The organism is Actinomycetota bacterium, assembly GCA_030019255.1.
Taxonomy (GTDB): Bacteria; Actinomycetota; Geothermincolia; order Geothermincolales; family RBG-13-55-18; genus Solincola_A.
Map to the genome: position 1 here is coordinate 17,483 of JASEFK010000008.1, position 25,608 is coordinate 43,090.

General features: G+C 63.2%; 14 protein-coding genes. 3 read left to right on the forward strand and 11 right to left on the reverse strand.

Annotated elements, in window-relative coordinates:
• The gene (locus tag QME84_08385) at window positions 1-1,458 is read right to left on the reverse strand and encodes a glycosyltransferase family 2 protein (protein MDI6874281.1); all 1,458 of its coding nucleotides are present in this window, start codon (window positions 1,456-1,458) and stop codon (window positions 1-3) included.
• Window positions 1,459-2,547: 1,089 nt separating this feature from the next.
• Here QME84_08385 and QME84_08390 point away from each other — a divergent pair.
• Window positions 2,548-5,364 carry a DUF5719 family protein gene (locus QME84_08390; protein MDI6874282.1) on the forward strand — a complete coding sequence of 939 codons (2,817 nt, stop codon included), beginning with the start codon at window positions 2,548-2,550 and terminating at the stop codon, window positions 5,362-5,364.
• A gap of 22 nt (window positions 5,365-5,386) precedes the next feature.
• Here the strand turns inward: QME84_08390 and QME84_08395 are convergent, their stop codons facing one another.
• Window positions 5,387-6,817 carry a CoA-binding protein gene (locus QME84_08395; GenBank protein ID MDI6874283.1) on the reverse strand — a complete coding sequence of 477 codons (1,431 nt, stop codon included), beginning with the start codon at window positions 6,815-6,817 and terminating at the stop codon, window positions 5,387-5,389.
• A gap of 230 nt (window positions 6,818-7,047) precedes the next feature.
• Complete coding sequence (locus QME84_08400) at window positions 7,048-9,600, reverse strand: hypothetical protein (GenBank protein MDI6874284.1); 2,553 nt, start codon at window positions 9,598-9,600, stop codon at window positions 7,048-7,050.
• A 758-nt stretch (window positions 9,601-10,358) separates the two neighbouring features.
• On the opposite strand from QME84_08400, the gene QME84_08405 reads away from it, so the two are divergent.
• Window positions 10,359-13,262, forward strand: coding sequence for a hypothetical protein (locus tag QME84_08405; protein MDI6874285.1), 2,904 nt, complete (start codon window positions 10,359-10,361; stop codon window positions 13,260-13,262).
• A 169-nt stretch (window positions 13,263-13,431) separates the two neighbouring features.
• On the opposite strand, the gene QME84_08410 is transcribed toward QME84_08405, so the two are convergent.
• The 7 genes from QME84_08410 to QME84_08440 form a co-directional block, all read right to left on the reverse strand.
• Window positions 13,432-14,511 (reverse strand): glycosyltransferase, encoded by a 1,080-nt coding sequence (locus QME84_08410; GenBank protein ID MDI6874286.1) that lies wholly within the window; start codon window positions 14,509-14,511, stop codon window positions 13,432-13,434.
• Window positions 14,511-15,512, reverse strand: coding sequence for a hypothetical protein (locus QME84_08415; protein ID MDI6874287.1), 1,002 nt, complete (start codon window positions 15,510-15,512; stop codon window positions 14,511-14,513). Before QME84_08415 ends, QME84_08410 begins: the two co-directional genes overlap by 1 nt.
• On the reverse strand, window positions 15,509-16,630 hold the full coding sequence (locus QME84_08420; GenBank protein MDI6874288.1) for a glycosyltransferase: 1,122 nt from the start codon (window positions 16,628-16,630) through the stop codon (window positions 15,509-15,511). Before QME84_08420 ends, QME84_08415 begins: the two co-directional genes overlap by 4 nt.
• Window positions 16,627-17,826 carry a glycosyltransferase family 4 protein gene (locus tag QME84_08425; GenBank protein MDI6874289.1) on the reverse strand — a complete coding sequence of 400 codons (1,200 nt, stop codon included), beginning with the start codon at window positions 17,824-17,826 and terminating at the stop codon, window positions 16,627-16,629. The genes QME84_08420 and QME84_08425 overlap by 4 nt, the downstream gene beginning before the upstream one ends.
• A 55-nt stretch (window positions 17,827-17,881) precedes the next feature.
• Window positions 17,882-18,991 (reverse strand): hypothetical protein, encoded by a 1,110-nt coding sequence (locus tag QME84_08430; GenBank protein ID MDI6874290.1) that lies wholly within the window; start codon window positions 18,989-18,991, stop codon window positions 17,882-17,884.
• Window positions 18,992-19,054: 63 nt separating this feature from the next.
• The gene (locus tag QME84_08435; protein MDI6874291.1) at window positions 19,055-20,269 is read right to left on the reverse strand and encodes an ABC transporter ATP-binding protein; all 1,215 of its coding nucleotides are present in this window, start codon (window positions 20,267-20,269) and stop codon (window positions 19,055-19,057) included.
• Window positions 20,266-21,084, reverse strand: coding sequence for an ABC transporter permease (locus QME84_08440; GenBank protein ID MDI6874292.1), 819 nt, complete (start codon window positions 21,082-21,084; stop codon window positions 20,266-20,268). The genes QME84_08435 and QME84_08440 overlap by 4 nt, the downstream gene beginning before the upstream one ends.
• Before the next feature lie 364 nt (window positions 21,085-21,448).
• On the opposite strand from QME84_08440, the gene QME84_08445 reads away from it, so the two are divergent.
• On the forward strand, window positions 21,449-22,702 hold the full coding sequence (locus QME84_08445) for a methyltransferase domain-containing protein (protein ID MDI6874293.1): 1,254 nt from the start codon (window positions 21,449-21,451) through the stop codon (window positions 22,700-22,702).
• 52 nt (window positions 22,703-22,754) lie between these two features.
• Here QME84_08445 and QME84_08450 read toward each other — a convergent pair whose 3' ends face one another.
• Complete coding sequence (locus QME84_08450) at window positions 22,755-25,166, reverse strand: SpoIID/LytB domain-containing protein (protein MDI6874294.1); 2,412 nt, start codon at window positions 25,164-25,166, stop codon at window positions 22,755-22,757.
• Window positions 25,167-25,608 lie beyond the last annotated feature (442 nt).

Genomic DNA, 25,608 nt, shown 5'->3' on the forward strand with positions numbered 1-25,608 from the left:
TCAACCTCGCAACTCCAGGGAAATCACGGCGACGCCCAGCTTGCGCAGGTCCTCCAACCCCAGTACCTCGCGGGGGTGGAAGGGGTTGAGGGCCTCTATCTCCACTTCCCTCGCCCTGCTCTCCTCTACCCGGGGCAGGGGAAGGCGGTGAAGGCTCACGTGGTTGGGCACTTCGATGACCCCCACCTCGCTGCCATCCACCCTGATGACGGCCCGCGACTCCCCGCCAGGATGGCCCATGCGGGTGCGGAGCAGCAATTCCCTCCCCCCTCCCCTGGACTTCAGGAAGGCGCGGGCTTTTTCACCCGTCCAGCGATATACCAGTCCGGTGCCGTCTTTCTCCCTCTCGTACCACCCTTCGACCAGGCTCTCTTCGCCTTTTTTGCCCATCACCGCTTTGCGAGGATAGGAATCCCGGGACATTGACGAGAGGCGGCCCTCCTTTGCCTTGCGAAGACCATGGTTGGGAGGGTTGCCCACCCGGGGGTGCAGCAATCCCATTCGGATCAGCTCCCCGTCCGTACGCTTTCTTCCGCAGGCCACCTTCGCCCTGTGACGCAGGGTATCTGGAAGGTAAAGGAGATTCCAAGCCAGGGCCTGGATCATGCGGCCCCGTATCTGCCACTTCTCGCTTCGGGAAAGGGCCCTCTCTCCTTCGCTCCGCACCTGGCGGAAGAACCAGTGGAGGTACTCACGGAACAGCCAGCCCAAGGTATCTCTCTCCAGGTTCTTGATCCACGACCGCAGCCTTCCCCGCTCGTAATGGTACTTGTTGAAGGTCATGCCCCCGCCCAAGGTGGTGTTCCGGCGATGCCACGCCGAGGCGTGGGGCTCGTAGAGCACCCTATACCCGTGGAGGTTCAGGCGCCAGCCCAGGTCCGCATCCTCGTAGGCGTAGCGGAGCCGCTCGTCGAAGCCTCCCACCTCGCGCAGGATCTCCCCACGCACCATCATGGCTGCGGTACAGGCATAGATGACCGGGAGCGGATATTGAAACAGGCAATCACCCTCCCCCGAAAACCCCCGGTCCCAGGCGTGACCCAGGAGATTGATCATCCCTCCCGCGCCGTTTATCCTGCCCGGCGGTTCAGTGGAGAGAAGGCGCGAGGCACAGGCGGCCAGGTCACCGCCCTCCAGCGCGAAGCGGTTCAGCATGGCCTCCTCCCAGTCGGGGAAGAGCTCCACGTCGTTATCCAGGAAGGCGATGAACCGTCCCTGGGCCTGGGCGGCCCCGAGGTTCTTGGCCGCCGCGGGACCCAGGTTACGCCGGTTGACGATGAGCTTGACTTCCGGGAACTGCTCCCGGACCAGCTCCGCGCTCCCATCATCTGAGCCATCATCGACCACGATTATCTCCCGCGCCGCCGGGGAAGACTGGGAAAGCACCGATTGCAGGCAGGAAGGAAGAAGGTCCTTTCCCCGGTAACTGGGTATGACGTAACTTACCTGCACTTCCACCTTTTCCGTTCCTCCAGCCCGTCCCTTCGCCGTGCCCTACCTTTCCATTGCCATCGCCCATTCCCCGTGCGCTCTCAACCCAGTGGTGGACCTCCCGACCATCGCGTCCAAGGCCTTCAGCACCGTTTCCATATTCCTGAACATGCTCTAGACCCTTTCTTGGTTCACCCGCCTCGGGTTCGGAAACACGTCCCTGAGGACTTTCCGGGAGACCAGACGGGAACCCCGCACCACTATTGCGTACCCCGGACCGGCGCCCGCAGAAAGCGCTTAGAGGCGCTCATAAAAACTTACCCCACCGGGGCGAAATATTTCAAATCCACCCGGTTCAGCCGGGATGATATGGTGGTCTCTCTACTTTTTTCAGCCAGGTGCACTAGTGGCGGATAAGGAAGGCCGGTGTTTGAGCAGGGATGATATGGTGGTCTCTTTATCTTTTTCGAACCTAGAAGTGCCCACTGAAATGATAGAGCATCTTACCTTCCCTCCCGTGCCCGCTCCGTCCCCCAAATTCCCTCGCTTCCCTGCCCTCCGTCCGGGCAGGTCTTTCAAGGCTGGTCTCCTCCGCCGCCCCTAACCCTGCATCCTAACCCCCCTTCCATTTGTCGCCTGAGAAGATGGTCGACCACGTGGAAATACTTCACGGGTTCACCCTCGGGCCCATCCAACGGCATCCCTTTCCTCCCTCCACCCTCCCCGCTGATTCCACCTGGAATGCGCCTTCCTTAACCCGCACGGACGCCCGTCCGCCGCGGTGCGCCCTGGCAATGAGCGCCGCACAGGCCAACGCTTGCTCGTAAACCCGGCGGACTCCACGCTCCCTTTCGTCTCAAGCGACCAAAATGAGGTGTCGAAGATGAAGTTGAGGACGGGAAGCCCTTCCCGTGCCTGGGAAGACGAGAACCAGGTCCCGTCACGGGGAAACATGTCTTTCCCCACCCTCCGCCCTCCGGGCAACGGTGGAGAGCGGGTTAGCCTCGAGGTACTCGGGGTTTCCCGTCCCCGGGGGCGGAGCGGCAGTGACCGAGCTGCTGACCCAGCCGAGGTAGGCCAGAAAGGGGAAGCAAGAACATCGGGAGGCGAGAGCGAATGAGGTGGCCGAAAGCGGATTCAGACCTTATCCGAAGGGCAACGGCGATTCTTATCCTGGTCTTCCTGCTACTTACCTGGCCCGCTGTCTCCTTCTCCCCCGTGCTCGAGAGCGGGGGTTGGGCGGTCGCCAATCCGCCGGGTTGGACCCAGGTCTGGGCCCTGGACACAGGGAGCATGTTCAAGCACGCCTCCCCCACCCTGGCAGATATCGACGGCGATGGGACCCAGGAGATCCTGGTGGGGAACACCAATGGCGTTTTCTACTGCCTGGACCACAACGGTAACATCCGCTGGGCCTACAACACCGGGGCCACCATCCAGTCCACCCCGCTGGCCGTGGACTGCGACGGCAACGGGACCCTGGAGATATTCTTCGGGAGCTACAACGGCTACGTCTACGGTCTGAACTACCTGGGTCAACCGCTTTCCCACTGGGGATGGCCCAAGTTCGCCGGCACCGCCTACGGTTACCGAGAGGTGTTTCCATCCCCTTCCAGCGGTGACCTGGACGGGGACGGTGACCTGGAAATCGTGGTGGGCAACTGGGGGACCTTCGTCACCGCCTGGCATTACCAGGGACAGCTAATGTGGCAGTACCAGAACCATGATTCCATATGGTCCTCCCCGGCCTGTGGGGACATCGACCTAGACGGCAGGGACGAGGTGGTCATCGGCGCCGACTGCTGGAGCGGGCCCTACTGGCCGTGGCCCCGGGGCGGGCTGCTCTACGTCTTCGAGGAAAATGGGTCCATAAAGGCCGGGTTCCCCAAGACCCTCCCCCAGGTCATATGGTCCTCCCCGGCCCTCGCCGACCTGGACCGCGATGGGTTCCCGGATATCGTGGTGGGCACCGGCCTTTTCTGGCAGAACACCAACCCGGGGCTTTCTACCTACCTCTCCTACGCGGACGGGAAACACGTATACGCCTTTAATTACCGTGGCGAGAACCTGCCCGGCTGGCCGGTGAACACGGGGGACAACGTCTTCTCCTCCCCGGCGGTGGCCGACCTGGACGGGGATGGTTATTTCGAGGTGGCCTGCGCATCCATGGATTCATGGGTCTACTGTTGGGAACATGACGGCAGGGAGAAGTGGAAGCAGCGCCTCTTCGCCGTACAGAAGATGGGCTCCCCGGCCATAGCCGACATCGACGGCGACGGGGACATGGAGGTCCTCATGGGGGAGGGACAGCACCTGGCGGCCTATGATCCCTCGGGACAGAGGATACTGGAGGTGCACACCGGGCAGAACGTCTTCAACTGCCCGGCGGTGGGGGACCTGGACGCCGACGGCCTGACCGACGTGGTGGTGGCCAACGGCATGGATGGCGAGACGGGCAGGGTCATCCGCTACGAGGCCGGAAAGTGGAACCCTCAATTGGCGGCCTGGCCCATGTTCCGCCGCTTCCCGGATCACCGCGCCTGCTACCCCCACCAGGAGGTGCCCGACCTCTGGTCGGCCTCGGAGGTGCGCAGCCGTTCCTACCTGGCCGAAGGGTACACAGGAAACGGGTTCCAGGAGTTCGTACTTCTTATGAACCCCAACCCCGAGCCGGCTGTGGCCCAGCTGCGTTACCTCCTGGGGAGCGGCCTTTCCGTGGTCAAGGTGGTGAACGTCCCCGGGAGCTCCCGCTGCACGGTGTTGGTGAACCATTCCGTGGAGGGTCAGGACGTGAGCACGGTGATGCTCTCCGACCGGGCGGGCATCATCGCCGAACGCTCCCTTTACTTCCGTTATTCCGGAAGCCACGGGACCTGGGTCGGGGGCCACGATGTCATGGGCACGGATACCCCGCGGCAGGAATGGTACTTCGCCGAGGGATGCACGCGGCCCGGCTTCCATACCTACCTCTGCCTGCAGAACCCGGATCGTTCCGTGGCCGCCCCCGTGACCATCGAGTACTACTGCGGGGACGGGGCGGTCATCGTCCGGGAGGTGACCCTCCGCCCCGGTTCCCGGTTCACGGTGGCCGTGCACCAGGACGGGCTGGGCATCGGGACCCACGACGGGCCCCGGGGCGACGTTTCCATCAAGGTGACCTCCCAATTCCCCATCGTGGCCGAGCGGCCCATGTACTTCAACTATGCCGGGGTCTGGGACGGGGGCCACGACGCCATGGGGGCGGCCCAGCCCTCCCAGGAGTGGTATTTCGCCGAGGGATGTACCAGGCCCGGTTTTCACACCTACCTCTGCCTGCAGAACCCGAGGGAGGCCCCGGCGGAGGTGACCCTCGAGTACCTCTGCGGGGACGGGGCCAACATCACCCGCCGGGTCACGGTGAAGGCCCGCTCCCGCTACACGGTGGCCGTGCACGGGGACCGGGAGGGCATCGGGGTGCAGGACAGCGCCCGGGGGGACGTGTCCATCCGGGTGACCTCCGACCGTCCCATCGTGGCCGAGCGGCCCATGTACTTCAGCTACGCGGGGGCCTGGGACGGGGGGCATGACGTGACCGGCTGTACCTCGCCCTCCCCGGCCTGGGTCTTCGCCGAGGGTTGCACCCGGCCCGGCTTCAACACCTACCTCTGCCTGCAGAACCCGGGGGAGGCCCCGGCGGAGGTGACCCTCGAGTACCTCTGCGGGGACGGGGCCAACATCACCCGCCGGGTCACGGTGAAGGCCCGCTCCCGCTACACGGTGGCCGTGCACGGGGACCGGGAGGGCATCGGGGTGCAGGACAACGCCCGCGGTGACGTCTCCATCCGGGTGACTTCCGAGGTGCCCATCGTGGCCGAGCGGCCCATGTACTTCAGCTTCAATGGGAATGTGGGAGGCCACAACACCATGGGCTTCCCCGGGGAGCAGGGATACTAGGCGGGAAAGCGACCGGTTAACGTCACCCCGCTTCGTGGTTCCCGCGGGCGGCGCGGGAATACTGCAGATAGGCCCGCATGACCAAGACGCAGGAGCGCAGGTCGGTGTACACGGGGATACCGAATTCCCGCAATCTTTCTTCGTAGTGGCCGAAGAAGCGCAGGTCCCCGAAGACCCAGGAGACCGCCGCCTTCCCGCTCTCCCGGACCAGCCTTCCTACCTCCTCGAAGGGAAAATATTCCAGCAGGCGGGAGGCGAAGGGGAGAAGGATCACCCCGTCTACCCGTGAATCGGCCAGCACGTGGCGCAGCACCTCGGAGAAGGCCGTAAGCCCCCTCTTCTCGATAGTGGGCCAGATGTCCACCGGGTTGGAGGGCGGCATCCACTCCGGGAAGATCCCCGCCAGGGATTCAAGGGTAGATCTCTCCAGCGCGGGCACGGAAAGCCCGGACTCCCGCAGCATGTCCGTGGACACCACGCCGCCTCCCCCGGTGACCGTCACCACCGCCACCCCGTCTCCCCGCGGGGAAGTGAGGCGGAAGGGATCGGGGTGCAGGGAGAAGGCCTTCCCCAGGTTCATGAGGTCGTGGAAGTCGTGCACCCGCACCACCCCGGCCTGGCGCAGGGCTCCCTCCACCACCTCGTCGGAGCCGGCCATGCTGGCGGTGTGGGAAAGGGCGGCCCGGGCCGCCTCCTCATAGCGCCCCCCCTTGAGCACCGCCAGGGGCTTGCGTCCCCGCATGCTCCCGGCCACCTCCAGGAAGTCACGGCCCCGTTCGATGGACTCCAGGTAGGCCACCACCGCCCTGGTCTTGGGGTCACGGGAGAGGTACTCCAGCACCTCCACCTCGTCCACGTCTATCTTGTTACCGATGGCGCAGGCCTTGCTCACCTGGAAAAACCCGGAAAGGACGTATTGGAACATGAACCCCGCCGCCAGCATCCCGCTCTGGGCGATAATGCCCAGGTTGCCCGGCTTCAGGCGCTCGTGGGCCCTGGGGGCGCGCATGAAGGGGGTGAAGATGAAGGGATCGGTGTTCACCAGGCCGGTGCAGTTGGGGCCCCACAGCCGCATGCCTGTGCGTGAGGCTATCTCCAGGCAGCGCCGGGTGAGCTCCCTGCCCTCCTCCCCCACCTCGGCGAAACCCCCCGACTCGATGACCGCGGCCTTCACCCCCGCCGCCGCGCAGTCCTCGAGCACCCCGGGGACGGCGGCGGCGGGGACGAAGACGATGGCCAGGTCCACCTTCCCGGCCAGTTCCCGCACGGTGGGGTAGCATTTCACTCCCAGGATCTCCTCCCTCCCGGGGTTCACCGGGTATACGGGGCCGGCGAAGGACTCCAGCATGTTGGCTAGGAGGTTGTAGCCTCCCTTGGCTTGGTCAGCGGAGGCGCCCACCACGGCCACGCTGCGGGGGGCGAAGAAGTAGTCCAGTCCGTTGCCACGATTCATGACCCTCCCTCTCCTTTCCTCGACGAAAGTACGATAAGCGGAGCGACGAAAAAAATATATTGCATCAGCCGAGGAAAGCGCCAACGGGAACCCATTGCCGCATCCGCGGCCTCCCGGGGGCAGGACCCTACGCCTTCCCAGCCGCCTCCCAAAAACGACTTGGAGGGCAACATCCTTCCCGAAGCGGCTTGAGTCCCCGGCTAAAAGGGATCGTGCGTCAGCCGCGCCACTTAATCGGAGCCATCTCCTACCTCCACCTCCAGGACCAGCACCTCGCCGAACCAGTGGAAACCCTCGTCGGTGAGGCCCACGAAAAGCTTGTATCGGCCAGGGATGTCAGGGGGCCTTACCAAGGTGGGGAGGAGGACGGACTGACCCGGGGAGAGGTCGCAGGGCAGGGTGCCCCTCTGTTCCTCCCACACCGGGCCCTCCCTCTCGAAGCGCATGGCCAGGTGCACCAGGCCCTCCGGTCGGGTAATCTCCTCCTCCCGGTCCTCGCCTGCCGCCAAAAGGTAGGTGTCCCCTTGGTTGGTCACCCGGAAAAGGAGAGGGAAGAGGCCGTCGGGAGCGGGAATGCGTATAACCCCGTCTTCGCCGAGGTATTCCAACCGGCCGTCCAGAAGAGAGGGGTCCTTGGAATCGGGCATCTCCCGTACCTCCACCGAGAAGGTGAACTCCCGGGTTCCCAACACCCCGCCCTCCAGGAACAACCGCATGGTGTAGAGGCCGTTCCGGGAAGGCGTCCTCCGGCAACGCAGAGGCAGAGCCTGGCTCTCCCCCGCCTGCAGGAAGAAGGGAGCGCCGAAGGTACCCCTTTCCTCCAGGACTACCTTCCCCTCCGCGTCGGTGAAGACCAGGTGGAAAGGCTGTGGTTCCTCCTCCACCATGATCACCGGATGAGACGAGGGGTTGCTCACCGTAAGCCCCAGGTTGAAGGCCCGACCGGGCGGAACCGCTTCCGGGGCCTGTGCCTCCACCCGGAAATCTTGCGGCGAGGACCTCTCCCCCGTTTCCACCTTAAGCACCCACCGGTCCCCGAAATCAGCGGCCAGGGAAAGGCCGGGCAGGGAGAGCAGGCGGGTCCGGTATTCCTCCTCCCGCCCGGAAGGGACTAGATCCCAGTCCCAGACCACGTGGGTTATCCCCAAACCGCGCAACAGATCCAGGCACCTCTCCGAGGGAAATCCCTGCATCTCGTAAAAAATCCTGTTGTAATAATATGGAAAATAGCCGCTGTACCCGTTGGCCGTCCGCCTCCAGTGATAAGTACTGAAATAGACACGCAGGCCCTCCTGCAGGCTGAAGGCCCGGGGATCCCGGGGGAGGAAATCGAGCAGGCGGTCGTAGCGATGCTCCTCTCCCAGGGGGAGGGTGGGCAACTCGATGATCCTGGCCTCTTCTCGTTGCGCCAACCAACCGTAGACCGACGGGACTCCCCTTCCCGCAGGGACGTCCGCCAGGCTTACGGGCAGGTTGATGTTCTCCGCCATGAGCAGGACCAGGAGAATCATCCCCCACAGCCTGAAATTCCATATTTTACCGCCAACTTTCCCCACCCGGTCAATCACTCGGGCCGTGCCGTAGCCGCTCAAAACGGCCAAGGCCAGGGCGATGAGAACGTAAAAGCGGGCCGGAACCCGGATGAACCTCAGCATGCCCAGCCGGTAGGGGATCATGTACAGGGCGTTCCAGGCGCCTCCTACCTCGGGTCCCATGGCCAGAAGGAAGCTGACCGCGGCCAACAGGAGGAAATAGAGCGGCATGGAACGGGAAAAGCCATCGCCCGGCGGCCCGTTCGTTTTCCCCTTTCTCCGCGCCCGCAGCAATCCCAACAGAGCCAGCACGACGACGATCACCCCGGGGAAGAGTACCCTCTCGCCGCCCCCCTCACGGAAAAAAGGAAGGAGACGGCCATAGAGCAGGTTATTTCCCAGGGTGGTGAGGTAGTCTCCCGCCCGGGCGGAATATACCCTGATCTCCGTCAGGTTGCGCTCGAATCCTGGCAGCCGCCCGTGGGCACGCAGGTAAGGTAAGGCGAAAGGGGTCACCAAAAGCAGGACCGCCGCCAAAGTTGCAACCACTCCGCCCAGTCGAACCCATTCCACACGGGTACGGGAGAAGGCGGCCTTCCACAACCACATAATCCCGACGGCCAGGAAGCAGAAGACCAAATAATGCCAGGAAGAAAGGGACTGGGCCAAGAGAAAGAGGCCGAAGAGGAAGAGGTTACAGCGGCCGCCGTCCCTCAGGTACCGGTAAAGGTATAGAACCGCGAAAGGCAGGAAAGGGGAGAACATTATCTGAAGGTGGGTCAGCTGGCTGAACTTGTAGGTGCAAAAGGCAAAGAAGAAACCACCGACCAGGCTCGCCCACCTGCTCCCAGTCAACTCCCTCGCTAGCAGGTAGCACCCCAAGCCGGAGAGCGCCAAGCCAAGGAGGAAGAGGAAATTGTAGGCCAGGAGTGGGTTGTGGAAGACCACGTACACAGGGGCGGCCAGGAGGGCCAAGGTGAAAAGATGCTCGGAATAGGCCAGCACATCGCGGGAGGGGTACATGATGTTGGCCTGGAAGAGGTGGGTGGGGCGGGTGAAGATGGTTCTCGCTCCCCAGGATAATATCCAGGAATTTAGGCAAGGGTCCCCCGTGTCCCCGGGAATCGAACGATGCGCGCGGATGACCAGCGGCCAGGTGAAGATCACCGCAAGCAGGAGGAAGAAAAGGAATACCCCGAGGTATTCCCGGTACCTGCGGGAGAGAAAACCCTCGACCCAATCCTTTACCACGTCCATCCTCCCGTAAGTTTATAACATCGCATCGGTGGGAAAAGACCGACCGTCAAGGGGTCCGGTTCGGGGATCCGCTCGCCTCCAAGGCCTTCTCCCTCTCGGCGCAACCTTCCGCCGGGCGTCGCGGCCTCTCCATAATCTTTCCATAATAACTGCATAATAAATGACGGGGCTGGCGCGTGGGAGGTCCGATTCCGACCGTCGGGGGGAACATCCCTCAGGTTTTCCGTGTCCCATTTTCAGCACCATCTTGGAGATATGCGGGCGGGAAGAGGCAATGAAGTGGAAAGACCGGACGACGGACGGACGCCCGGCAGCAGCAAAAGGCGCCGGGCGACAAGGCCTTCCCATAATCCACGCCGAACTGGCGCGTGGGAGGTCCGGTTCCTACCGTCGGCGAGAAGGAGAGGGGAAGCACCCTCCAACCCGGGAGAACGGCGCCAGCTTCCGCGCGATTCCCGCCGTTCTTCGAGGAAAAAGAGCTTCAGGTGCGAATTAATTTAGAGAAGTTCTTTCACCGGCAAGGTTCTTCCGGCGACGGGAGGGCGAAGGGAAAGCGATCCCGGAGCCTGGATTTACATGACCGGAATGCGGCGGCTCTGCCCGCGGGGAACCTTCCCGGCGCTGGTGGAACTTTCCCGGTGTGGTGATTGTTCGGCCATTTTAAGCGGAAATCAGGGAATCGCTCGAGCCCTAGCGGTGAACCGTCCGGAGATTCCGACCGGGTGAAAACGGGGACGAGGAGGAGAGAGAACATGAAAACGCTCCGCGAGCATCTGTTGGTCATCCTCCTGTTCCTGGTCCTGGTCTTTCTCTTCACCCTTCCCTTTTCCATCCACATCGGCGACCACGTCCTGGCCATCCCCGTGGACAACCTGCTCAACGCCTATATTATGGCCTGGGACGCTCACGCCCTGGTCACCAACCCGGCGGCCCTTTTTCAGGCCAATTTCAACTATCCCTCCAGGGACGCCCTGGCTTTTTCTGAACATCTTTTCACCCTGGGACTCCTCAGCCTACCCATCCGCCTAGTGAGCAGGAACCCCATACTTGCTCACAACCTCTTGCTCCTGATCTGCTTCGCCCTCTGCGGTTATACCATGTACCTTTTGGCCAAGTACCTGACCCGCAACCGCCTGGCGGCCTTGGCGGCAGGTTTCTTCTTCGCCTTCGTGCCCTACCACTTCTCCACCATCGTCCACGTCCACGTCACCCTGTATTTCCTCCAGCCCCTGGTGCTCCTTTTCCTCATCCGTTACTTCGAGGAAGGAGGGAAACGCTTCCTTTTCGGCTTCGGGCTGGCCTTTCTCTCCCAGGCCCTCCTCAGCTGGTACCAGCTCGCCTTCTCCACCATCCCCGTGGCCTTTTACCTGGTGTGGCGTCTCTTCCTCATCCGCCGCCGGCAGCACTTGGCGGCTCTGGTCAAAGTGGTACTGACGCTCATCTTATGCCTGCTGCTGGTGATACCCTTCGCCCTCCCTTACCTTAGGCTGCGAAAAAACGTGCCGGAAAGCGAGAGTTCTCCCGCCGAAAACCCCATCCTGGAGGCCAAGCCAGCCGATTACCTCCGGGTGATAGACGAAAACCTTCTCTATGCCAACCTCGGCATCCTCAAGAAAGGACATATCGGAGAGGGCAATGCCCTTTTCCCGGGATTTGCGGTCATCCCCTTGGTCCTCCTGGCATTAATTTCCATATCTCGCAGGAGGCGCGGCTGTAACATCCTGCTCCCGGAGCGAGACCTAACCCCCGCCGCTCGGGATATTCCTTCCCCGCGAAAGCCGTCCGGCGTCGATGTCTCCTTCCCGGGAAGCGCGTTCCTGGGAGACGAAAGCTTTCTTCCCCGGGGAGGAGGATTTCCCGACTCCTTGAAACCCTCGGAAATCCCCGGCCCCTCCTCCGCCAGGTGCGTATCTCCCTTAGCGGAAGACGGGGAAGCGAACCCCGCCGGGCACACTCCTTCCGCCCTCGCTGAGGGAACGGAATCCACCGAGGGCAACCATCGGCCCGGGTGCCGTTCGAACTACGGCGGTGCGGCGAAAAAATACCCGGGCGGCGGTGCGGGAAACCCCGGGTGGATGATGAAACCCAGGTCCTATATCGTCTTCTTTCTCCTTTTGGCCGCTTTCTGTTTCGTCCTCTCCGCGGGCAGGAAATTTATGGGGTTTGAAAATTTTCTCTTCCGGGCCCTGCACAGGCTTCCCATATACAGCCTGGTGCGCTTTCCCATTCGCTACCATATCGTGGTAGTACTTTCCCTGGCCGTGCTTTCCGCTTACGGCATCGCTTACCTCCACCGGCTGCTGGAATCCCGGGGAAGACGCCTGGCGGCTTTCGCCGCCGTCTCCACGGTAATGGCCCTTATGCTCGTCGAGTTTTCCGTCCTTTTCATGCCCTTCGAGCCCGTCCCGATGGGTCCCGCCGTGCCTGAGGTTTACCGCGACCTGGCGGGAATGGAGAGAGGCGTGGTGCTGGAAGCCCCCACCCCCACCCTTGTGAACTTCAGCGACTACGAGGATCCCCTGGTCATTAGCTACGGCAGCTTCGATAACATGCTGGTGGCGGCATCCCGTGAGCAAGCGGCCACCTACTACTCCACCTATCACTGGCAGAAAATAGTAAACGGGATGAGCGGATATTACCCCCTCTTCTACCGGCGGGTCTTGGCGGAGATGCTTTCCTTTCCCAGCAGTCGCTCTCTCTCCTTCATGCGCGCGCTGGGAGTCCGGTACCTGATAGTTCATTGGGATTATTTTCCAGGGAAGTCCGGGGAGACGGTGCGCGCTCACCTGGAGACCATTCCGGGCCTGGTGATACTCCGGGACTATCCACCGGACATCACCCTTTGCGCCCTGGAGGGCACGGAGACCCTCCTCGCCTCCGGACTGGAGAGGAGGGTCTTCCTCCCCCTGGAGGTGAATCCTGGAGAGTCCTTCAACGCTTCCCTGGGAATTTTCAACCCCTCCGAGCGGCCCTTCCTCAACACCGACGAGTACCGCATGCACCTCAACCTGAGCTGGAAGGACGCCTCGGGACAGGAGGTGCTGTCCGAGGAGGTATATTACTATTTCCCCTTCTACATCCATCCCTGGGAGGAGAAGGTCACCGGCTTCCAGGGTCGAGCTCCCACCCAGGAGGGGCGCTACGAGCTCACGGTCACCGCCCTGGATGGACCCCTGCAGGGGGAGGTGTGGAGAGCACCCGTCACCGTAACCCCGGTGCCCCCGGGAGGCGACGGGGAGGGCCTCGCCGGCATCCTCACCCTGGACCTTGCCACCCTCGGGAAAAAGGACATCGCCTCCCGCGATACGGACGGCACGGGGTCGGAGGTGATCCGGCTGCGCCTCGAGCCAGGGGAGCTCTTCTCTCTCCCCGTCCAGGCCGCCAACCTGGGCACCTCCGGCTGGGTCCGGTATCTCCCCGGGGAAACCGGTCGGGTGGAGGTTACCGCCTTCTGGAACCCGGAGGAGGCGCCGGAGCTGCGCGCCGTACAGCACGGGCTGCTCCCCTGCGACATGTCCCCCGGACAGCAAGCGGCCTTCTCCGTGGCCCTGCAGGCACCTCTAAGCCCGGGTGATTACAACCTTACCCTGGCCCTCAACTGCCTCTACGTCGCCCAAATATCAAAGCCGGTCACCGTGCGGGTGGAGGTACGTTAAGGCCGGAAGGCCGAAGCAGTATGCCGTGAAGTATCCGGACACAAGCGTTGTGACCATCCGGGTGTAGACTCGTCGGGGCCAGTAAGACCCTGCTGAAGGATCAGCCCCTCCAATCCCCAGGCAGTAACGCGAATGGACAACGTCGGCCCACCGTAACTTTCTGCGAAGATCAGCCGGCCAAGGCCTCCAGGTAATCCTTCAGTTTCTCCTCGGTGCGGGCCGCGTCGAATTCTCGAAGCCTCCTATCCATGCGTCCCGCCAGCGCTTCCCTCAACGGCCGGTTGGTGACCATCTCCTCCATCACCTCCGCCAGGAGGGGGACGTCCAGCCGGCCGAAAGTCACCCCCGCGTCCCCAAGGGTGTAGGGGACGGCGGCAGCACGGCGGGCCAGGATGGGGACCTTGAAGAACATGCTCTCCAGGAGGGGGACGCAGAACCCCTCGTGCAGGCTGCAGGTGACGAAGAGGTGGGCGGACCGGTAGTAGGCTCGGAGGTCCTCTTCGCTCACCCCCTCCGACCCCCCGGGGATGGAGACCCTGCCCTGCAGCCCGTAAGCCCTCACCCTCCTCGCCAGCTCCTCGGTATAGTCCACGGACCACGAGGTTCCCACCAGGAAGAGGCGGGAACCGACGTTTATGTAATGGTGATAGAAGGCGAAGAGGTCGATGAGGTCCTCCACCTTCTTGTTGGGGACCAGCCTTCCCACGAAGAGCACGTTCACCCTCCCATCCCCAAGTTCCTCGTGAAGGTGAGTATTGTATTCCCCTCCCAGCTTCTCCAGGTCCATGAAGATGGGAAGCACTCCCGTCCTTCCCTCCTCGAAGCCCGCCTCCACCAGCTCCCGCCGGTTGTACTCCGAGTCCCCCAGGGCGAGGTCGCATCCCCGAAGGCGGGGCAATAGCTCCCTTCCCCTTCGGCATACCTCGGCCAAGTGAGCATCGTAGGGCTCCAGGAGCTCCGGGGGGGTGATGTTGTGATAGATGAAAACGCGGCGGTTGCGGGTCTCCAGGTAGAGTCGGTGATTGTCGTCGTAGACCGAGTAGTGGAAGAGCAGGATGTCCTCCTTCGACCTCATGAAACGACGGTAGGTCTTAAGGCCCTCGTTGAGCGGGGCCATGACCGCGTCGTTGCTCGAGGCGTAGACGTGGCTCTCCCAGCCCCAGGAGCGCAGGATTTCGTGGATGCGCACGACCTGGTTGGTCACCGCGTCCCCGAACTGCAGGCGGGCGCAGACCTGGTGGACCCGCATCACCGGACCTCCTCCTCGGCCGCCGGCCGGGGACCCGCGGACCTGCCATCCTCCCCGCCCTCGGGCTTCAGCCCTTCCAGGAAATCCCTGCTCCCGAGCCGGAGTTCCCGGACCTCAAAATGGTGCCTTTTCAGCATGGCGGCAAGCACGGCGGCGGTATGCGGACGCGTCCATCCTTCCCGTTCCACCACGCCGACTCCGGGGGGAAGGTTACGGGCTACCAGCACCCTGCCACCCTCCGGCAGGCGGCCCGCCAACCAGCCCAGCACCTTCTCCAGCTCCCGGGCGGGAAGGAGCTCCGGGCGGGTCAAAAGGCACACCTCCGCCCCGCGGTCCGCCAGCTCGAGCAGGTCGGCAAAACGGGTTCCGCACCAGGCGGGGAGCATAAGGCCCTGGGCCCTGGCCACCGTCTCCTCCGAGGTATCCAGGGCCAGGACCAGGCTGGCCCTTTCCCGCAGGACCTCCAGGAGTTCCACGGACGGGATGCCTAGCACCAGGCAATAGGAACCGTTGCAGGCTTCGGCCACTTCCTCGAGGGTGTTCCGGTCCCACGGCTCGAAGGACAGGGCGTAGTGGCCCAGCTGCTCCTCCCCCTTTAAGGGCACCTCCTCCTCCCGGCCGTAAACCTGCAGGAAACATAGTATGAGACCCTTGCTGAGGTAGGAATTGAAGAGCTGTTGCTGCTGCACGTACCCTTCACACACGGCGCGTATGAAGCGGGTCTGGAGGCGCCTGAGGAAGGACTCCAGCCGCCCCTTCCTCTCCCCTTCCCGGGCCAGGTCGGGGGGAGGCTCCAGGTTAGCCCCGCTCTCGTAGAGGGCGCGGTTCAGCTCCTGCACCTCCTCCACCATGGCGCAGCGGCTGTCCGCGAGCTCGTCCCTGGCGCTCCTCCCGAGGAGGCGGAGGAGGCCCTCCGGGTAGAGCCCCGCCCTCCTACGGGCCTCCGATTTTCCCACCAGTCCGTGCTTATCTAGCTCCCGCCCGTTGACGTAGATGGTCACGTGGACTCCTTCCCGCTCCCTCGCGCCACCATTCCCTCCCCTCCTTCCGGAGAGGCGAAACGGTCTATCACCTCCCGCAATCGGGCAGCGAAGACCTGGGGATGGAAATCCTCCAGCCTCCGGTACTGGGCGGACACGATGCGCTCCCGCATGAGGCGGTCCCGGTCCAGCCTCCCCAGAAACTCCGCCAGGAGAGGATAGTCCTTCTCCTCGAAGAGCACCCCCGCGCCCCCCATGGTCTCAGGGACCGCACCGGCGGCGTAGGCCAGGACGGGAACCCCGAAGTGGAAGGCTTCCAGGAGGGGGACACAGAAACCCTCGTGCTCGCTCATGGAAAGGTAGTAATGCGCGCCCAGGTAACAGGCCTTGAGGGTGGAATCGCTGACCTTGCCCAGGAAATGGACCTTGCCCAGAAGTCCCAGCCTCTCGGTCAGGGAGAGGAGCGCCGTCTGGTAGGTGGCCAGGTGCATGCCGGCTATAAGCAGCCTCGAGCGGGCGTTGACCCCATAGTGGTAGCAGGCGAAAAGCTTGATGACGTCCTCCACCCGCTTGTTGGGGACCACCCGCCCCACGAAGAGGAGGTTGGTCTTGCCGTCTCCCAGGCGGCGTAAAAGTGCCCGGTCCTCCTCCACCTTGTCCAGCTTGTTCAGGGGCGGGTTTATGGGCAGCACGCCCGTCCTCTCCTCCGGGAATCCCGCCTCCACCAGCTCCCGCCGGTTGTAATCGGAATCCCCGAGGGCCAGGTCGCAGTTCTTGAGGCGGGGCATGAGCTCCCGGCCCATGCGGCACAGGCGGACTGCCTCCGGGTAGAAGGGATCATAGAACTCCGGGGGGGTAATATTGTGATAGATGAGCACCTTGCGGTTCTCGGACTCCAGGAAATAGCGGTGGTTGTCGCAGTAGATGCCGAAATGGTAGATGAGCAGGTCCTCCTTCTGGTGCATGAACCTGCGGTACTCGGTGTCGAACTCCGCGAACCTCTTGCCGTAATCGTCCATGTCGAAGGCGTAGAGACGGGAGTCGAAACCCCAGGAGCGGAAGAGCTCGTGCATGGAGAGCGCCTGGTTGCTGATGGCGTCCCCGGGGTCCAGCCGAGCCAATAACTGGTGGATCCTCATCTCCTCTTCCTCTCCCCCTCCTCCAGCACCTCCTGGAAGCGTTCCACTATGTGGTCCCAGGTATAGTTTTCCAGGAGGTACTTCTTCCCCCTCCTCCCCATGGCCAGCCTGGTCTCCGGATGGTCCAGGAGGAACTCCAGGGCCTCGTGGAAGGTGGGGTAGTCCTCGAACCACAGCCCGCCGCCGCTCCGCTCTACGTGGTAGCGGGTCACGGCGCACTCCCCGTGGACCAAGCAGGGGACCTCCGCCAGCCAGGCCTCCATGAGGACCAGGGAGAGGCTCTCCCGCACCGAGGGCTGGCAGACCACGGCGGCGGCGGCGTAGGCGTCCCGCTTGTCCCGCTCGTTGAGGTAGCCGAGGTCCACGATCTGGTTGCGGAAGCTCATGGGGATGTCCACGGACCCGGAACCGGCCAGGACCAGCTTCACTTCCCGACCGCTGTTCTCCAGGTAGTTGCAGAAATACCTCACCAGCAAGGGGGTGTTCTTGGGCTTCTCCCGGCGCCCGGTGTAGAGGAGGAAGTCCCCCTTCAGGGAATAGATGTGCCGGAAACGCTCCCCGTCGGCATGGTAAGGATAGAGCGCCGCTCCCCCCACCACCTTCCCCGGGATGTCCGGGCCATAGAGGCGCCGGGCCAGCTCCATCTCCGGGGGGGTGTTGAACATGATGCCCCGCACCGAATACATCATGCGGCGGAATATCTCCAGCCGGGCATAGGGCTCGTCGTGCAGGCAGGGGATCACGTAGGACTTCTCCGGGACGGTCTTTATCCCCCAGTAGGTGGTCCCGAAGAGGTAGGGGATGAAGACGAAGGCCCGGTAGTCATCGGCGTGTTTCTCCAGGTAGGAGAGAAGTCCCTCGCTGCACACCAGGCTACGGCACCAGAATTCCTGCCTGGCGAAGGGGATCCTCTTCCCCTCCACTATCCTGCGCTCCAGGCGGTGGAAACGGCGGGTCAGCCGGGTGCGGTCCCAGGGGAAGCGGCGCACGGTCACGCCGTTGATGACCTCCAGCGGATCGGAGAAGCGCTCCTTGCCCTCCCGCCGGTTGAGGTCCACGGCGTCGGTGGTCAGGATCTCCACCGGCCATCCCCGCGAGTGCAGTTCCTCCACCAGCATGCGGGTCAGCACCTCGGCTCCCCCCACCACCGTCCGACCGTAGCGGGGAGGGACGAAAGCCACCTTCTCGCCCTTCAAGTCCTCCCCTCCTCGTATCCCGTGAGCGTCAACGTGATCCGCACTCCATCCGCCTTCAGCGACGGGCCTCTACGAGGTAGCGGCGCGGAGCGAAGAGCGCCTCCTCCAGGTCCTGGAGCTCCAGTCCGTCGCTCCCCAGCCTCTCCATCCAGGCCCGTCTCTCCTCCCCTCCGAAATGGTCCAGGAAGGTCACCTCCACCTCGCGGAACCCGGCATGGTGAAGAAAGGCCTGCATGGTCTCCGGGTGGACGAGTCGCTCCAGGCTGGGGTCGGCGAAGGCTTCCTCCGTACCCAGGACCGAGCGCGGGTAGTGGTTGAGGATGACCAAGGAGCCAGTCTTCTCCACCCGGGAGGCCAGGGCGCTCAACACCCACAGCAGGTCCCCAAGGCTGCCCCTCTCCCCCAGGTCCCGCAGGAAGACCGCCGGGAGGGAATCCACGGGCACCGCCTCCAGGTAATCCAGGGAGGAGGCCTGCTGCACCCGGAGCTTCTTCTCCTGGCAGATGCGCACCAGGCGGGAGTCCTCCTCCACCCCCAGGGCCTTCCTGCCCTCCTCCCTCGCCGCCTCCAGGAATTCGCCCCTGCCGCACCACAGGTGGATGATCTCGACATCCGGCGGGAACCTCCTGGCCGCCTCGGCCAGGTGCTCGCGAGCTTCCTCCCCCAGGCCCAGCTCCACCCAGGCGTAATACCTGTCCACCCCACTGCGATAGCCCCTTTCCCTTTCCCGCTCGATGATCTCCTTGAAGATCTCCAGGGCCTTGAGCACCTGGAGGTTAAACCGCCTCTGTTTCTCGAAGACCGCGTCCATGTAGGGGGTCATGAAACGGCGGATGACCTTCTTGGCCAGGAGGATGAAGGGACCCAGGGGCGTGCGCCTCGCCCCGATGGGATAATAGCTGCTCACCACGGCGAAATGGCGGGCCAGCTCCACGTTGAAAATGATCTCGTGCAGGGGATCCTGGATGGTCACCTCACCCCGCTCCCCCAGGCGCATCTTCTCCAACTCGGCGAGGGGGAGCTCGCGGTAAAGCCCTGCCGCCCGCTTTTCCTCCACCCGTCTCCTGATGTCCTCCATGATGCGGTGGACGTCTACCCCCTCGAGGTCCGGGGGGATGCTCACCGCCTCCTCCATCTCGACCCCTCTATCTTCTCTCTCCTCCATGGCTGGTGTTCACCGCCTTTCCGTCCCCTTTTCGGCTCGCGCCCCAAAGCGCCCCTGCGCCGCTCACCCCTCCGTAGCGATCCTTATCCGGCACTCCATGGTGAGATAGCCAGAATCCCTTCCCGGGGAGGTGACATCGAAGAAATATTTCTTGTCCAGCCAATGGTAATTCACCTGGCCGTCCCGGGTATGAGCGGCCACGGAAACGTAATATCTGCCGTCCAGCATGGAGAGACTGGGGATGGTGAACTCCACCACCCCGCTTCCCTCCACCCTGGGGATGTCCACCTCCCGCAGCCGGGTGTTGGTCCCGAAGACCATGAGCCCCAGGCGGTCGTAGAACCCGAAGCCGAAGACCGGGTCCTCCACCGGCTTGCGTGCCGTGTAATGCAGCCTGAGCACCAGGGGCTCCCCGGTGCGAAAGACCTGCGAGGGCCGGCCCTCCCCGTCCAGGAGCTGCACGCGCTCGATGACGATGTCCCGGTTGCCGAACTCGCTCCCCTCCGGCTGGGTGCTCATGGCCTCGTGGTAGGCTTCCACCACCTCCTGGGGCTCGCCCAGCATCTTCACCCGGCCACGCTCCAGCCACAGCACCCGGTCGGAGATGGCGGCGGCGAGGTCCGCGTTATGGGTGACCAGGACGATGGTTTTCCCGCCCTCCTGCAGCCTGGAGATGCGGTCCAGGCACTTGGCCTGGAAGGATTCGTCCCCCACCGCCAGCACCTCGTCCACCAGCAGGATGTCCGGGTTGATGTTGATGGCGATGGAGAAGCCCAGCCGCACGTACATGCCGGCGGAATAGTTCTTCACCTGGTTGTCGATGAAAGGCCCCAGGTCGGAGAAGTCGATGATCTCCTGGAAGATGGGCTCCAGGTCCCTTTTCCTGATGCCCAGGATGGAGGCGTTGAGGTAGATGTTCTCCCGGCCCGTCAGGTCGGGGTGGAACCCGGCCCCCAGGTCCAGCAGGGCGGCAATGGTCCCGTGGGCGGCGATGCTCCCCCGGTTGGGCTTCATTATCCCGGTCATCAAGCGCAGCATGGTGGATTTCCCCGACCCGTTGGGACCGATGACGGAAAGCGTCTCCCCCCGGTAAACGGTGAGGTCCACGTCCTGCAGGGCCCAGAAGAGCTCGTAACCGCGCTTGCGCCAGTTGACCACCTTCTCCTTCAGGGAGCGGTTGACGTCCCGGTAGAGGCGGAAGCACTTCCCCACCCCCCGCAACTCCAAGGCGGGGACGTCCGAGACGGTGCGCGCTCCGATCTCCCTGGTTATCGTCATATGAACTCCGCGAACCTCCCCTCCAGGCGGCAGAACAGGTAATAGCCGGACACCAGCAGGAAGAGCGAGAGGACCACGGTATACAGGAAGCCCTCCACCGAGAAATAGGCGGCCTGCGGCCCGTTCAGGGGTGAATTATAGGTGATGCGTTGCCAGAGGAGGACGATGTGGGCCATGGGGTTTAGCATGTAAATCCTCTCCGCCCAGGCCGGGAAGCTCTCCTGGATGAAGGAAATGGGATAGACCACCGGGGTAATCCAGAACCAGGCCAGGAGGGCTATCTCCGTGAAGTGCTGGATATCCCGGAAGAAAACGTTCAGTGCCGAGAGGTAGAGGGAAAGCCCGGCCGTGAAGACCAGCTGCAACAGCAGGAGCAAGGGCAGGGCGAATATCCAGGGTGAGAGGTGCACGCGGAAAAGGAGTAAAAAGATCACCAGCACCAGCTCCTGGAGGAGGAAGTGGAAGGAGGCCGCCCCGATGTAGGAAAAGGGCAGCACCTCCCGGGGAAAGTAGACCTTCTTCACCAGGTCGGCGTTGTTCACCACCGCGCTCACCGACTGCATGAGGCTAAGGGAGAAGAAGTTCCAGGGCAGGATACCCGCCAGCAGGTAGAACTCGTAACGGTTCATCCCGAGGGCCCGCAGCTTGAAGATGATGCCGAAGGCCACGTAGTATACGGCCAGCATCATCACCGGGTTGACCATGGACCACAGGAACCCGATGAATGAGTTCTTGTACTTGACCTTAACCTCCTTGATGGTGAGGTTATAGAGCAGCTCCCGGTAGAAGAACAGCTTCCTAAGATATTCCCTCATGATTACATGACGTTAATGCACCACTGGACCGCTGCACAAGTCACCACCGGCCCCGCACAGGTCCTTTTTCTTTCCCTCGCTCCGCTGAGACAAAGGCCGTTCCCATCCCTTCCTCCCTCCGCCGGCACGAAGACTATTCCGGCCCGGTTCCTTCCCATAGGAAAGCTCGCGACCCTTTCATCATGACCGCATGTCGGACCTCACTACCGTCCCCGGAGGACGACCGAAGCCACCCGGCTCGACCCGTCCCTGCCGCGGCCATGGATTATAATATCACCCGGCCCTCACATCTCTTCCAAAAGGCGCCGGGGGGAGGCGCGGACGGGGATATCGCGGGCCGCCTATGGAAGAGGAGGTTACCCAAATGCGAGCTGTACGGCGGGAAGGCGCGGGAGGACCGGGGCGCCTGGTCGGCCGCGCTGGGCGGTGGTTCAGGCGCCGGCTGCGCAAGGCCCTCTTCCGGATCCTGCCTCGGGAGGCGGTTTATCATAGGGTGCGCACACCGGAATTCTATTCCCGGGATTACTTCGACCGTAAGAAGGATCCCCTGCGGGAAAGCGGTTACGGAGAAGCCCTCACCTACCGGGAGGAGTTCCGCGAAGTGGCGGAATTGGTCCGTGACCTCTTTCGGCCCAGGCGGGTCCTGGACGTGGGATGCGCCAAGGGATTCCAGGTCCTGGCCCTGCGCCGGGAGGGGATGGAGGCCTGGGGAATAGACATCAGCGATTACGCCGTCAGCGATGCGCCGGCGGAGGTGGAGCCCTACCTCAAGGTGGAGGAATACCGCAAGGTCCATTTCCCAGACGGGTACTTCGACCTGGTGCTGGCCATGGAGGTCCTGGAGCACATCCCGCCCACGGAGATCCGGCAGGTGGTGGAGGAACTGCGGCGTCTCACCTCCCGCTGGGTATGGGCCACCATCCCTTGTTACGGCTCCAACCCCTATGGACCGGACGGATGCCTGGAGGGCAAGATCCAGCCCGATCGCATCAACTATTACCGGAAGCACGTCGTGGACCTGGCCTCCTTCCGCCACCTGGTGCGGGACATCGAAGGCTACCCCATCCACGGACACCTCATAGCCGCCAGCTTCGACTGGTGGACGGCCCTCTTCACCTCCCTGGGCTTCTTGCGCCGGGGAGACCTGGAGATGGAGATAAACCGCCGCCTGGGCCCCGCCGCGGAGGGCGCCTGGAACTGCCTGGTATTCGAGAAGATCTCGCTTGATTCCCGGGCCGAGACAGAACCCGTGAGCCTGGTGTTGAAGGACTTCCGATCCGAAGGCAACGGGAGGTGGAAGGCCCACCTGCCCTCCTTGCCGCCCGGGATGCACACCCTGGAAATGGAACTGCAGGTGCAATGGATGAACTGGCGCAAGCCGGACGAGGACCGCCTTCTGTCCATGCGCTGTCTCTCCACGCAGGGAGACCAGGTCTACGGGGTGCGCCTGGTGACCTACGGGGAGGCCCGCAAGAGGAAGAAAGGCCGCATACTGCCCGTGGAAATGACCCTCGCTTTCCCGGAGGCGACCCGGGCCGTGCTCGAGTTGTCCATGGCCGATGAAAGTCGGCTCCAGCCCCTCCGCTCCGAGTTGACCGGTTCCAAGCCGGAAACCTGATGCTTCCCCCAAAGGTGTAACCCGGTCATATCCGCGGTAGCCGGGGAGTTGCTCATGGACCGGTATAGCCTTCGGCGAAATACCAGTGCATGGAGGTGCCGGCAAGTCCCTGGGAGGCGTGGCCGCCCCTCTTCCCCCCGTAGTCGAAGTACATGGCCCGCTCCACCACCACTCCCTTTCCGTTGATCTCCTCCACCTGAACGGAGACGTCATCGGAGGGGATAAGATCGTCCACGTGCAGGGTATAGCGGGAGCGGGGGGCCAGGTCGGCGTAGACCTCCTTCTGCAGACCTCCCTGGGTAAAGAGGGAGATCCTCACCCGCGCCGCCTCTCCGAGAGGGTTGCCCACCAGTACGTACTCGTCGAACTCGCCTCCCGTGTAACCTTCCGCCAGGAACCAGCGGCTCGCCGTTTCTCGGGAACCCATGGCGCAGCTCCCGTCCTCCTTGCCGGAATAGTTGAAGTACATGGCCCGCTCCGCCACCACCGGGCGGTCGCTCTCCAGGGTTACCGCCAACTCCGAGCGGGGGAGATAGTCGTCCACGTGGAGGGTTAGGCGTGAACCGGGGGCAACGGTCTTATTCACGGTAAGCACCTCTCCCCCGCCCTGGGGAAGCAGGTGAAAACTCAGCGTGGCCGGCTGGTCTCCAGGGTTGCCCACCAGTATCCAGGTGTCGAAATCTCCCCCAGTGTAACCCTCCGCGAAGTACCAGCGCGTGGAAAGTTCGGGAGAACCCTCCGCGGTGTGTCCCCCCTTCCTGCCCTGGCTGTCGAAGTACATGGCCCGCTCCACGGCCAGGGGGCGGTCCGAGGTCACGGAGGTGGAAAAGGCGCAGGCGGAGAAACCCTCCTGGGCGTCCACGCTCAGGGTGACCCGGGAGGAAGCCGGAATTTCCAGGCCCAGGTTCCGGGTGTAACCGTCTTCACGCATGAGACGGACGTCCGCATGGGCGGCTTGCGATCCCGGATTGTATAGGAGGATCCAGGTATCGAAGGCCAGGGCGGTGTACCCCTCGGCTAAATACCAATTATTGGAAAGCGAGGGGACTCCCGGGCTGCAGGAGCCGCCGTCCAGGCTCCCACGGTAGTTGAAATACATGGCCCTCTCGGCGACGATATCCCGGTCGGCCTCCACCTGCACCGCCACCTCCTCGCCATCCAGGTGGTCGTTGACCCGTATCGTCCTGCGGGTGAAGGGGGGGAGTTCCACCGCCGCCTCCGCCGTTTTTCCGCCGCCGGTCATCCTCACCACCGCGTTGGCCGTGCTCCCGGAGGGGTTGGCCAAAAGGACGTACTCATCGAAGTTCTCCGACCGCAGGCGAACCATGGCGCTTCTCAGGCCGAGGAGGGAACGCAGTTGTTCGCCAGAGACGGTGACCCTTCCGGCGCTGCCGTTGAAGACCGCCCATCTCACCCTCCCGCTGGGGGTACGGCTGGAGAGATCAATGGAATAGAGAGTCCCCACGTAGGTACCGGAACTGGCGTTCAGCCGGGATTCTATCTCCTGACGGGACATGGTCACCGTCCAGTGGGCGTAGGGATTGGCGGAATCCATGCAGTAGGGGTCAGGCATCCCCCTGAGGTAGGGCACGGGGCTTCCGCCCCACACGTCCTCGTTGTTGTCCGTGTGTCCCCCGCAGGAGGAGGAATAGAAACACTGGGCCACCTGTCCCTGGTAGGTGAGCACTTTCCCCGCCGTGGCGTCCACGGCCTGCACCCACCCGCTGTCCTTCTCCTTGTCATAGCCCTGATAGTACTGGCAGTGCACCTCGTCACAGAGGTTGAAGTTGGAGGAGGCATGCTTGTTCATGAAGCGCACCGCGTAGGATCGGGCCGCTACCGCCTGGGCTCTCACCGCCTCCTTGGGCCAGCTCCCCGGCACCTCGGCCACCCCCTTCAGGTAGGTCTCGAACCAGGAGATGAGGATGGCCCGCAAGGCGTAGGGGGAACCGTACACGTTGAGTTCCAGGGGCGTGATGGCGGTCAGGTGGCTCAGGCGGCGGTTCCCGTTCTGGGGCAGGCGGAGTATGTTGCCCTCCGCCTCTCCCCTCACGTAGACGGGGTTCACGGGCCCCCCGTAGGAGGTCCCGTTGAGGAGGGAGCCGTCGGGCCGGTAGATGAGAAAACGGCCATCCGCGCTCGGCCTTATCTTCCAGGTGCTTCCCTGGCTAATCTTGCCTTCCGGTATATCCCCTCCCGGGTTGGTGAAGAGGACGAAGGAGCCACTATCCGCGGTCAGCTGTACCTCGCTCATGCCCTCAAGGAGACCCACCCGGATGGAGGAAGGGCAGGCCCAGCTGGTAACCTGCGTCCCTTGGAAATAATAGGTGAGAATCTGCTGATAGTTGAACCCCGCCGCCGCCATTCCCCGGGCCCCGTACTGGCACATGCCCACGCCGTGTCCCCAGCCTGACCCGTCGAATACGTAGGTCTCGCGCAGCGCTGACGCCCTTTCGTTGCCCATAGGAAAGATAAAAAGAGCGGCCGCGAGAACCACCGTGGCCGACGCGCCCGCAAAACGCCGGAGACGACCTGGTCGCGAACTCGTTGTTCTCATCTCCTGATCCCGCCTTCCTGCTCGAAATAACGCCTGATTTTTGGAGAGCTTTTCTCCTCCTTTGGTTCCCCTCTTCCTAAACCGGAGAAATCGTGAGGGAAGCCGGCTTTTTCATCCCCTTATTTTCCTACTCTATCCCTTTTTCCTTCCCAGGGTGGCCATGATCCCACCTCCAGCCTATGGATGCCATTGCCGATCTCGCGGCTCTATCTTTATCTTTCCATGGGACTTACCACTCATATCTTCGGCGCTTTGAGCCGGCATACCTTATTGTCATCTCGAGGCCTCTTTCAATGTCATCGCGAGGAGCGGAGCGAGAAAGCGATCTCCTCCGGTCCAACAACGTCAT